General features: G+C 66.5%; 9 protein-coding genes and 1 pseudogene. 6 read left to right on the top strand and 4 right to left on the bottom strand.

The genetic code is table 11. From position 1 onward, the window contains the following. The 4 genes and pseudogenes from C450_RS14430 to C450_RS14415 all read left to right on the top strand — a co-directional run. Positions 1–377, top strand: a pseudogene (locus C450_RS14430) (hypothetical protein); the annotation flags it as partial. A 118-nt stretch (positions 378–495) separates the two neighbouring features. Continuing rightward, entirely contained in the window at positions 496–2,088 is a 1,593-nt protein-coding gene (locus C450_RS14425) for an alkaline phosphatase family protein (RefSeq protein WP_005044610.1), read from the top strand. A gap of 3 nt (positions 2,089–2,091) precedes the next feature. Next, positions 2,092–3,183 carry a glycosyltransferase family 4 protein gene (locus tag C450_RS14420; protein ID WP_005044609.1) on the top strand — a complete coding sequence of 364 codons (1,092 nt, stop codon included), beginning with the start codon at positions 2,092–2,094 and terminating at the stop codon, positions 3,181–3,183. A gap of 48 nt (positions 3,184–3,231) precedes the next feature. After that, positions 3,232–4,536, top strand: coding sequence for a glycosyltransferase family 4 protein (locus C450_RS14415; RefSeq protein ID WP_005044608.1), 1,305 nt, complete (start codon positions 3,232–3,234; stop codon positions 4,534–4,536). On the opposite strand, the gene C450_RS14410 is transcribed toward C450_RS14415, so the two are convergent. Beyond that, entirely contained in the window at positions 4,499–6,265 is a 1,767-nt protein-coding gene (locus C450_RS14410; protein WP_005044607.1) for a class I SAM-dependent methyltransferase, read from the bottom strand. The genes C450_RS14415 and C450_RS14410 overlap by 38 nt on opposite strands. Positions 6,266–6,320: 55 nt before the next feature. On the opposite strand from C450_RS14410, the gene C450_RS14405 reads away from it, so the two are divergent. Then, on the top strand, positions 6,321–7,253 hold the full coding sequence (locus C450_RS14405; protein WP_005044606.1) for a glycosyltransferase family 2 protein: 933 nt from the start codon (positions 6,321–6,323) through the stop codon (positions 7,251–7,253). Positions 7,254–7,280: 27 nt separating this feature from the next. Here C450_RS14405 and C450_RS14400 read toward each other — a convergent pair whose 3' ends face one another. Continuing rightward, positions 7,281–8,210 (bottom strand): glycosyltransferase family 2 protein, encoded by a 930-nt coding sequence (locus C450_RS14400; protein ID WP_005044605.1) that lies wholly within the window; start codon positions 8,208–8,210, stop codon positions 7,281–7,283. Between the two features lie 186 nt (positions 8,211–8,396). Here C450_RS14400 and C450_RS14395 point away from each other — a divergent pair, with 186 nt between their 5' ends. Beyond that, complete coding sequence (locus tag C450_RS14395) at positions 8,397–9,644, top strand: glycosyltransferase family 4 protein (protein ID WP_005044604.1); 1,248 nt, start codon at positions 8,397–8,399, stop codon at positions 9,642–9,644. Positions 9,645–9,692: 48 nt separating this feature from the next. Here the strand turns inward: C450_RS14395 and C450_RS14390 are convergent, their stop codons facing one another. After that, positions 9,693–10,541 carry a hypothetical protein gene (locus C450_RS14390; RefSeq protein WP_005044603.1) on the bottom strand — a complete coding sequence of 283 codons (849 nt, stop codon included), beginning with the start codon at positions 10,539–10,541 and terminating at the stop codon, positions 9,693–9,695. Positions 10,542–10,631: 90 nt separating this feature from the next. Continuing rightward, on the bottom strand, positions 10,632–11,121 hold a 490-nt coding region (locus C450_RS14385; RefSeq protein WP_005044601.1), incomplete at its 5' end, for a lamin tail domain-containing protein.

Genomic DNA, 11,121 nt, shown 5'->3' with positions numbered 1-11,121 from the left:
AGTACGCCTTCGACCATCAGGCGGAGGGCGTCGCGATGTACGGACTCCGGTCGGGGCCGTGGCGGTTCAGCCACGGCGTCGAGGGCGTCACGAACAACCCGATTCAGGAGAACGGGCGCGGGATTCCCGAAGCCAACATCTCCGACATCGCCGGCCAGACCGAAGAGGGACGGTATCTGGCGCTCACCGACGCGACTCGGGATCGCGAGAGTCAGGTGTATCGTGGACTCCGGTACAGCCAGGCGAACCTCAGCACGCTCGACACCCAACCGGGCGTTCATCTCGTGCAGTCGAACGGCGAGTTCGACCTCTACTTCATCGCCGGCAGTGAATCGAACACGACGAACGCGACCGTCGCGAGAACTGCGGGCGGTTAAGCGTCGTTTTCGGGCGGCTCACCGCTGCTGTTCGCGACTATCGGCCGGAGAGCGACCGTGCGCAAATGAAAACGGTAATGGCCATCACGCGAGGAGTCCCCACCAGTATGTATCAGCCATGACCGGGACAGCGCCACCTGAGCGGGCGTTCGTTCTCGGCCTCGACGGCGTGCCGTGGGATCGGCTCCGTGCGTGGGCCGACGCGGGCGAACTCCCGAACGTCGCTGCGCTCATCGACGAGGGTGCTGCGGGCGAACTCGAGAGCACGAAACCCGCGAACACCGCGCTCGCGTGGCCGTCGATCGCCACCGGCGTCGCCCCGGACAAGCACGGCATCTACGCGTTTCACGGGCTCCGCTCGGACTATCACCACCGGGTCAACACCAGCGCGGACTGCGATCGCCCGACACTGTGGGAGCTCCTCTCGCCGGCGGTCGTCGCGAACACCCCAATGACCTACCCCGCGAGCGAGATCGACGGCAAGATGGTGACCGGGATGATGACGCCCTCACGCGAGGAGGGGTTCACCCATCCGCCCGAACTCGCTGCGGAGATCGAACGGCGGATCCCCGACTACGAGATCGGGCTGAGCTGGCGCGACTACGACGGGACCGACGCGGAGTTCGCTGCCGATCTCGACGGACTCGTTGCGGCGCGGACCGAGCTACTCCATTTGCTGATGGAGACCGACGACTGGCGGCTGTTCTTTTTCACCTACACGGCCCCCGACCGGCTCCAGCACCTGCTCTGGGACGAGGAGGTCCTCCTCGATCACTACCGCCAGATCGATGCGGTGATCGGCGACGCGCGCGAGTACGCCGCCGCCAACGACGCGACGCTGTTCGTGGTCTCGGATCACGGGTTCGGCCCGGTCTCGAAGCTCGTCAACGTCAACAGCCTGCTCGCACGCGAGGGGTATCTCGCGCCGAAAGACGATACCGCGGCGCGGGGCACGCTCTCACAGCTCGGCGTGACCAAAGACCGGGTGCTTGGCGCGCTCGAACGCCTCGGGATCGACGAGCGCACCATCATGGATCGGTTGCCCCACGACATTATCGACGCGGTCGCCGAACAGATCCCCGGCGGCCACGGGCTCTACGACGTCGAGTACGGCCGGACGAAGGCGTTCTTCCACGGGTACGGCAACGTCTACGTCAACGACACCGAGCGCTTCGACGAGGGGATCGTCCCCCCGAGCGAAGTCGATACCGTCAAAGCGGAGCTCGAAGCGCTCCTCTCGGACCTCACCGATCCCGAGACCGGCGAGCGCGTCCTCGACGTCTACGACGGCGACGACGTGTTCCCGACCGACGACGATTCCCCGGATCTCGTCGTCGAGGGCCACGAGAACTACCACGTCAAAGGGACGCTCGCCGATGCAGTGTTCACCGATCCCGGCGTCCACGCGGCCGAACATCGACCCGAAGGCATCCTCCTGGCTGCCGGGCCCGACGTCGAACCGGGGAGCACGCCGACCGATGCGGATGTCTTCGATGTCGCGCCGACGGTGCTCCACAGCGTCGGCGAGGCGGTGCCAGCGGACGTCGACGGCCGCGTCCTCGACGAGATCTTCGCTCCCGACTCGGCGACCGCCCAGCGGGAGGTGAAGACGGCCGAACACGCCACCGCTGGGCGTGACGCGACGGCTGCGGCGGACGCGGACTTCGATGACGTCGAGGACCGACTCCGCGGTCTCGGCTACATGGAATGACCGATGCGTGACACTGACCTCCTGATCGTCGGCCGGCACGGCCCGGGCGGGATCGGGCAGTACATCAGCGAACAGCGCCGCCACCTCGCGGGAAAGCTGCGCGTCGGAGCCCACAAGATCGGCGCGTTCTCGACGGAGGGCGTCCTCGCGTTCGTCCACTCGGTCCTCGTCATCTGCTGGAACGCGCTGACGTACACCGTGCGGTCGCCGCCCGACATCGTCCACGTCCACTCCTCACATCGGTTTTCGTTCTATCGGGCGGGCTACTACGTGCTGTTTAGCAAGTACGTCTGGGATCGACCCGTGATACTCCACATCCACGGCTCGTCGTTCGACGTGTTCGTTTCGACCGACTTCGCGCCCGTGCGGTGGTATCAGTCGCTGGTGTTCGACGCCGCCGACGAGATCGTGGTGCTTTCGGAGTACTGGAAGGACACCCTCGGCGAGCATACCGACCGCGAGAAGCTCACCGTGATTCCGAATGCGGTCGACGCCGGCGACTACACCCCCGCGTTCGATGGAGATATCCCCCACGTGGTGGCGGTTTCGAACCAGATCCCGCGGAAGGGCGTCGTCGAACTCGCGACCGCGATCGAGACGCTCGCCGACAGGGGACTCGACTTTCGGGTGACGCTCGCCGGCAAGGGGCCGCTCTCGAACCACGCCGAGGAGCTCGCGGCGACCCACGACAACGTGGAGTATCTCGGCTATATTTCGGAAGCGAGCAAACAGCGGCTCCTCGGATCGGGCTCGATCTTCGTGCTGCCGGCCTACGCCGAGGGACTCCCGATCGCGATGCTCGAAGCGATGGCCGCGGGCAACGCCATCGTGTCGACTACCGTGGGCGCAATTCCGGAAGTCATCGGCGAGGACAACGGCCTTCTGGTCGCGCCCCGCGACGCCGATGACCNGACAGCCTGCTGGCGTACGGCTGGTCGTATCTCTACGACCGCCACCTCGATGTCGCTGAACGGTCCCGCCCGTAGAACGACACGCGCTCTTTCGTACCATCGCGGCGGCGTTCGAAACCCACACCACCACAAGAGCGAAGCCGACCCGCCGACACGGGTGAGGCATGGCCAGTCCACCAGTTAGAGCAACACACGCACCAGCCCGACCAGAACAGGGGAGCGACTGACGCCGATGCACGTCTGTCTACTGTTCGGCGGACGCTTTTCGACCAACGAACGGGCGCGGAGCCACGCTGTCGCGCTCCACGAGGCGGGCCACACGGTCACCGTCGTCTGTCGTGGCGCAGCCCACGACCTCGACCGCGAATCGATCGATGGGATCGACGTGCGTCGACTTCCCGAGGAGACGCTGTACGCCGGAGTAAAGGGGAAACTCGACGGCCTGCGGTACGCTCTTCAGGTGATTCATCCCGCGTGGCTGCGCGCGGTCGAAGAGATCGCCGACGAGCGGGCGATCGACGTCTGTGGAGTGACCGATCTCCGGCTCGTGAAGACCGGATTGCGGGTCGGTGACGTCCACGACGTGCCGGTGGTCGCCACTCTCCCCGGAAACGCGCCGGCGCTCGAACAGCGTCGCAATCGGACCGACGGCTGGCTCGATCGGCTCCAGGATCCCCGAAAACTCGCTCGCCGGCTGTTTCACTCGCCGTGGCGGCTGGGACGGCTCGAAACCGGGCCGCTCGGCGGCGTCGATCGGCTCGTGACGACTTGCGAGGAGGCGCGCGCACGCTACGTCCGCGAGGTGGGGATCGATCCCGAGCGCGTGTCGGTCGTCCACGACACCACCTCGGCGTTGGATACCTTCGAAACCGATGGCCACGTCGACCGCGGTCTCGGCTTCGATCCCGAAGCCGCGTTCGTCGTCACCGCGTTCGCGAACGGGCCGTTCGACACCGATCTCGAAGCGGTCGTCACGGCGGCCGCGCGGGCGGCTGACGACGTCGCGAACCTTCAGTTGGTGCTCGTTGGCGATCACGATCGAGAAACCACGGACGCTCTCGAAACCCAGGCTCGACGGGAGCTTGCGGGCGGTCGGGTCACGTTTCGCACCGAGACCGATCCGGACCGATTGCCTGCACACGTCGTCGCGAGCGACGTCTGTGTGTTCCCCACCCACCCGTCGGCAGTCGCCGAGACATCGATTCCGAGGCCGCTGTTCCGGGCGCTAGCGACGGGCGTGCCGATCGTGACGACCGATATCGGGCCCGCATCGCGGGTCGTCGGCGAGGCGGACGCCGGTCGGGTGATCCCCGTCGGGGATCGGGAGTCGCTGACTGCGGCGCTCGTCGCGCTTGCCGATTCCACGACAGCCGCCGCACACGGCGCGAACGGCCGGCGAGCGGTCGAGCGCCAGTACGATACTGAGCGGGGCGCCTCGCGGCTCGCATCGATCTACGAGTCGCTCTCTTGGACTGCGGTCAGCGAGGCGGGCGACGAGCTCAAAACGGCCCGGACAGGAGGTTCGACAGCGCCATGATGTACGACCCGATCTCGTAGGAGCCCTTGTACATCTGGTCGTCGACGTCGAGCCGGTCGTCGACGGTGAGAAAGCGCATCGGGACGCCGATCCCGGCGAGTTCGACGAGATCGCCGCGTGAGCTATCGCCGTCGATCCACGACATCGCGCGCCGCACCGCGTGGTCGTAGTCGCGCTCGCCGCCCGCGCGATAGTACTGGGCAACCGCGTTGACGAAGAACGTCTGGTGGCACTCGTAGAGGAAATCCCAGTGTGGCGGCCGGAAGCCGAGGCGTTTGGTGGTCTCCCGCCGGAGTCGGCGGGGCAGCGAGACGTCCTGCCAGATGAACGCGCCGTCGTCGCGCATCCGTTCGTCGATGGTGTAATCGAGCACGCGCTCGACGCCGTCGAGATACCCCGTCTGGCCCGTGACCTCGGCGGCACGCGCGAACCCCCAGCAGGCGTACATCTGGTTCTGGTGACGGCGGGTGGTGTGGTTGTCGAACGCGAACAGTCCCTCGGGGGTGAGACGGTCGTTCATCGTCCAGAGCGCGTCGGAAAGTGCGTCACGGATTTCGGGGTCGGGATCGCGTTCGTAGAGATACGACCAGCCGTACGCCAGCAGGCTGTCCTCGGCGTGGGTGAAGTCGAACCGATCGTTCGCGTGCTCGAACAGCCGGCGGGCGACCCGCTCGTAATCGTCGTCGAAGACGTCGGCGGCGAGCGCGAACGCACACGTCAGCGGGCCGATCCCGTAGCTCGGCATCTCGTCGAAGGTGCCGTCATCGATTTTTCGGGCGAAGTACGAAAGCGCGCGCTCGATCTTCGCGTCGTACGCCTCGGTGGCGAGGGGCGATGTCCGCCACTGCATCGTTCCCATCAGTCCGAAGGGAGCGTAGCGCCACAGTTCGCGGTCGTCCGGGGTCCACGAGAACGTCGGCTCCCCTTCCCCATCGTCGACGATCTCGTAATCGTGCGCGCGGAGGATTTTGCCGTCCTCGTCGTCCCAGAACCCGTTCTCCGCGACCGGGCGGAACAGACAGTCGAGCGCGTCGTCGAGACGGGATCGATACTGCTGGGGTTCGGCTGCGAGCACGAGATACGACGCGCCGTCCCACCGATCGCGTGCGGTGAGTTCGTCGCTGGCGCGCTCGGCGAGATCGACGAAAGAGTCTTGGAACCGCTCGGGAAGCGCGCTCACCCCCATGTGAGCGTAGTAGGGGTACTGGAAGACGAGATCGTGATCGACGAGCCGCCAGTCGGGCGAGATGACCGAGAGCGCTTCGTCGGGTGTGTAGTACCGATTGGTGTTCCAGTCGGCGACGGCGTACGGCGAGCGCGGCGTCGGGACCGAGAAGACGAACCGGCCATCCGGCGCGAGCGTCCGGTGAATCTCGTCGGTGAGATCGTCGACCGCGAGGAACTTCCAGTCGTAGGGGCCGATCGACACCGCAGCGTCGAAGTGCCCGGCGTCGAACGGGAGGGCGGGTGCTTCGGGGTCGACAGTCCGAAATTCCGTGGCGTCGACGATCTGGCTGGCGTACTCGCTCGCGTCGGGCGAGAAATCCACCCGCGTCACCGCCGCGTCGAGTTCCCTCGTGACGCCGGCTTCGGAGGCGAGATCGAGCACGCGATCGTTCGTGCCGAGCTGATCGAGCGCACGCCGTCGCTCGGCCGTTCGAAGGGCTTCGACGAGCGGGCTGGCCGGTGGCTGGTTCACCCACCGTTTCAGATGTGCGTCGCGGGTCACTGCCGACGAGTTCCCTTCCGGTGTACATTTAGCTGTTCCTTCGTTCGTCCAGGCTATGTGCCCGCCTTCGCCCGACGACGCGCCCGCGACGGCCGCCCCGGACGTCCCGCTCGTTTCGGTCGTGATCCCGACGTACTACCGCAACGACCGACTCGGTGGCACGATCGAGAGCGTCGCCGAGCAGGACCACCCGACCGAGATCATCGTGGTCGACGACTCCGGCGAGGGCCACGCCGAGCCGGTCGTCGCCGAGTTCGACGTCACGTATCTCGACCTCGATCGGAACCGTGGTTCGAACCCCGCGCGGACGATGGGCGCGGAGCGCGCCACCGGGGAGTACGTCCAGTTTCTCGACGACGACGATCGGCTGCTGCCCGGCAAGCTCGCCCGCCAGGTCGACCTGCTCGAAGGGACGGAGGCGGGTGTGGCGTACTGTGGGATGACCTACGAGGACGGCCGTACCGTGCTGCCGGACTCGACTGTGCGGGGTGACGTACTCGAATCCGCGCTCGCGTTCGCGATGTCGCCCTGCGTGACGTCGACGATGCTCATCGATCGTGAGATGCTCGACGGCGTGTTGCCGCTGCCGGATCGACCCGGCGGCGACGATCTCGGGCTGATGATCGATCTCGCGCGCCGGACGAGCTTCGAATTCGTCGACGACTCGCTGGTTCGTCGGGGCCTGATCGACGACTCTCGCGGGAAATCACCGGGGCTGATCCGTGGACGACTGGAGATCGTCCGGGAGTACGACGACCTGTATCGAGCAGCGTCACCCGGGGTGCGTGCGGACGCGCTCGCCAACACCTACCGGCTGGAGGGACGGATGCAGCTCCGCGACCGTCGGTGGTCGGGTGCGGCCGTGCGGTCGTTCGCTCGGGCATGCTATCACGCGCCGTCGATCCGCACGGCGGTTCCGCTGGGAGCGTCGCTGTTCGGCCAACCCGGTATGGACGCGATGCAGCGTGTCTACCAGTTGACACGGTAGTCAGCCAACTGATCGCTCGTTTTCAGACTACTCCGCCAGCGACGCACGCCAGTTCATCGCGGCGTCGCGGGCGCGGCGCGCTCCCGCGAGCGCCCGCTGACCGAGCACGGAAAAGGCCATGATGAACACGCTCTCGGCGGCGGGTTCGTACTCCATCGCACGGCGCGCGTAGCCGAACGCCCGTCGGCGCTGGCCGCGTTCGAGTGCAACTCTCGCCCTGGCGCGGCACTGCTTCTCACGGAGCCGGCGCTCGATCCCGGGATACTGTTCGATCTCGTCGCGGTACTTTTTCCAGATCAGGTTGTTGACCTCGATGCCGTGGGTGAGCTGCTGTGAGATGTTGTCGGTGTGGAAGATACGCTCGACGAGGCGTTCGTCGACGGCCGCGAACTCGTACTCCTTCGCGAGCCGGATGCAGTGATCCCAGTCCACGCCGCGAGGAAAGTCGAGATCGAACCCGCCGAGATCGAAACACTCCGCGCGGAGCATGTGGCTCGAATGTGGGTGGAGGCCGAAGCGGGCGATCACGTCGGGGTAGATGTCACCCTCACGATCCGGTCGATAGACCCGGACGATGTTCTCGCCCTGGCGGACGACCCCGCCGGTGTAGACCACGCCGTACTCCTCGCCGAGCTCCGCGAAGGCGGCCAGCTGCTTCTCGACTTTCTCCTCGTGCCAGCGATCGTCGTCGTTGAGTACGCAGATGAACTCGCCGTCGGCCACCGCAGCCGCCCGGTTCATGCTGACCGAGATGCCGCGGTTCTCGTCGTTGTGGCGGACGCGCACTCGGTCGTCGTCGGCGTAGGTGTCGAGCTTCGCCGCCGTGTCGTCCGTCGAGCCGTCGTTCACCACGACGACCTCGATCTCGTCGTGGGTCTGCTCCAGCACTGTGTCGACGGCTCCGGTGACGTACTCCGCGCGGTTGTACGTCGGCAGGACGGCGCTGACGAGCGTCATTGTCCCCTCCCAGTCCGTCGCTCGTGATAAGCGGCGTCGTTGCGACGCGGCAAAGGGCTGCACTGGCGAGAGCCGGAGTCCCCTCACAGTAAGAATCGCAGCCGACCACAAGAGCGAAGACCGATCGTCGGGAAATCCTCGCATGACGAGTCATCGACCACCCGCCTCGCCGTCTTCCGTCTGATCATGCACATCTGTATGCTCCTCCCGGAGCGGTTCCCGCCGGACGTCCGGGTCGAAAAGGAGGCTGCCACGCTCCGCGCGGCCGGCCACGAGATCACGCTCGTCTGTCGCGGCGGGCCGGCCGAGCCAACCTTCGAGCGGATCGACGGGATCGACGTCCAGCGACTGCCCGTCGACGAACTGTTCGCCGGCCTCCGCGGGATCGTCGACGGCGCACGGTACGTCGCGACCAACGTCCATCCCGTCTGGCAGCGGGAGATCGAGGAACTCGTGAGCGACGACTTCCCTGGCGGGTCGATCGACGCGATCCATGTCCACGACCTTCCACTGGTAAAGACCGCGCTCACGGTAGGCGACGATCACGACGTTCCCGTGGTGGCCGATCTCCACGAGAACTACCCCGAGGCAGTCCGTCAGATACACCGGATGCGCGGCTGGCGCGAGATCGCGCGCGATCCCGAGGACCTGGTTCAGCGACTCTTCCTCTCGCCGACCCGACTCAAACGCCTCGAACGCCACGCCGTCCGGAACGCCGAGCGCACGATCACGGTGTGTGAGGAGGCGCGCGCGCACTACCTCCGGGACTGCGATGCGGATCCCGAACGGGTGAAGATCGTCTCGAACACCGTCGATCTCGACGCGTTCGATCCCGATGCGACCGAACCCCCGACCGGCCTCGGGTTCGATCCCGAGGAATCGTTCGTGGTTTCGTACGTCGGGAACTTCACCGAACACCGCGGCCTCGACACCCTGATCGAGGGGGTCGCCCATCTCGCCGAAACCCACTCGGACGTGCAGTTGGTGTTCGTCGGGAAGGGCAACGACAACTACGTCGCGGGCCTCGAACGGCTCGCACGCTCGCTCGGCATCGGTGATCGACTGACGCTCACGGGCTGGGTCGACTTCGACGACGTGCCCGACTACATCGCCGCGAGCGACGTCTGTGCCGTCCCGCACGCTGCGACGCCACACACCGAGACCACCGTCCCGCACAAGCTCTTCCAGTACATGGCGATGGGAGTGCCGGTGGTGACGAGCGACGTCGCGCCGCTCGCACGGATCGTCACGCGGACCGAAAGCGGCCGCGTCGCACCCGCCAGCGACGGCGAAGCGATGGGTGCGGCCCTCGATGATCTCACGGATCCCGAGACCGCAGAGGAGTGCGGGGAGAACGGTCGGCGGGCGGTCGAACGCCGGTACAACTGGGCGCACGATGGCGCGCGCCTCCGGACGATCTACGACGAGCTGTGAGTGCGGCGTCGTTCGAGCGGTCGATCGGAGCGTGCTTTCGGATAGCGTTCAGCCGTCGGGATCGCCGTCGGCGACCTCTCGCGTGAGTGTGAAGACGCTGTTTCCGGCCCCGTCGATGACCTCCATCCGGACTTCGTAGACGTCACCGCTGCCTCCCTCCACCCCAAACGTTTCGCTGCCGGCGGTGCTCGCCCCACCCGCATCGAACCGACGGCTGGCGACCGTACGAGCCTCGCCGTCGGGATCGGCGACGATCGTCACCTCGAGGTCCACGAGGTCGGAGTTGGGATCGGAGACGTTCCACGCGACGTCGAAGCTGGCGTTCCCGTCGGCCGAGCGATCGGTGACGGTGAACCCCTCGATCACCGGCGATCCATCGCTCGAAGTGGCAGTCGCGTTCTCGCTGGCTGTCGTGTTCTCGTCTGCCTGCGCCACCGTTTGCGTCGTGGCCGACGCTGTGGTCGCTTCTCCAGGTGTTGTCGTCGCCGACGAGGCCGCTGTCGGTGACTGACCGGACGTCACTGCCGCGGTCGTTGCAGCGCTCGGTCGATCATCGCCGGTCGTTCCAGCGGTCGTGTCGGCCGAACCGATCGGTTCACCAGCGGTCGTCGCGTTCGTCACGTTCCCCGGCTCAGACGGCGAGTCGGCCCCGAAGAGGTTCGTTGCCACCCCGGTCACGAGCGGCTGAACGACGACGACAGCGAGGACGATGATGGCGAGCGAGAGCAACAGTACGGCGGCGATCCGTCGCGTGTCCAGCTCCTCGTCGCTGCCCACTCCGTCGCTACTGCCCGATCGATCGCCACTGCTCAACCCACTGTTGCTGTTGGCGGCCTCGTCGTTCCCGAAGACGAAGTCACCACGATCGCGCTCGCTACTGTCGTCGCTATCGGACATCGTGTCGTGAGTGTGCCATCAGTCGCACCGGCTATTGATCTTGTTCATCTTCGTCTCGATCGTTTCGTCGTGGTTTCCGACAAGAAAACGCTACGGGTACGACCGCTGGAGGACGATCTCGTCGCTCGCGTCCCTGACGGTCATGGTGTCCGCGCCGTTCTCCCAGACCTCGTTCGCCTGCCCCCAGTAGCGTTCGGTGTCGGTGTCGGTGCCGCTGCCGGTGTACAGCGTGATCTCCTCGCCCGGGGCGAGTGTCGTGCCATCCGAGAAGGTGTACGTCGTTCCCGAGGAGTCCGTCACCGTCCAGCCCGAGAGGTCGAGCGAGGCGTCGCCGGTGTTCCCGTAGGTCACGAACTCGTCGGTCAGGTTCGCGATGTCGTTGCCGCCCGCGTCGGCCTGGAGTGCGGCGATCGAGAGGTTGCCGCTGCCGTCCGTTTCGCCGTCGTCCGCTCCACCGTCACCACTGCCAGTATCATCGGTGTTGCCGCCGTCAGCGCCGGCGACGAACTGCTTCGCGATCGGGAGCACCTGCTCCATCGAGCGCGCCTCGTTGAACGCGTCGGGCGAGGGGCGCTGGAGG

It is taken from the genome of Halococcus salifodinae DSM 8989 (assembly GCF_000336935.1).
Lineage (GTDB): Archaea > Halobacteriota > Halobacteria > Halobacteriales > Halococcaceae > Halococcus > Halococcus salifodinae.
The sequence above is the reverse complement of the archived record's forward strand: the minus strand, read 5'-3'. Positions and strand labels throughout refer to the sequence as shown.

Bases quoted from the DNA above. Each gene is read 5' to 3' on its own strand.
- C450_RS14425 (WP_005044610.1), top strand. From the start codon at position 496: ATGACCGGGACAGCGCCACCTGAGCGGGCGTTCGTTCTCGGCCTCGAC.
- C450_RS14415 (WP_005044608.1), top strand. From the start codon at position 3,232: ATGCACGTCTGTCTACTGTTCGGCGGACGCTTTTCGACCAACGAACGG.
- C450_RS14405 (WP_005044606.1), top strand. From the start codon at position 6,321: ATGTGCCCGCCTTCGCCCGACGACGCGCCCGCGACGGCCGCCCCGGAC.
- C450_RS14400 (WP_005044605.1), bottom strand. From the start codon at position 8,210: ATGACGCTCGTCAGCGCCGTCCTGCCGACGTACAACCGCGCGGAGTAC.
- C450_RS14395 (WP_005044604.1), top strand. From the start codon at position 8,397: ATGCACATCTGTATGCTCCTCCCGGAGCGGTTCCCGCCGGACGTCCGG.
- C450_RS14390 (WP_005044603.1), bottom strand. From the start codon at position 10,541: ATGTCCGATAGCGACGACAGTAGCGAGCGCGATCGTGGTGACTTCGTC.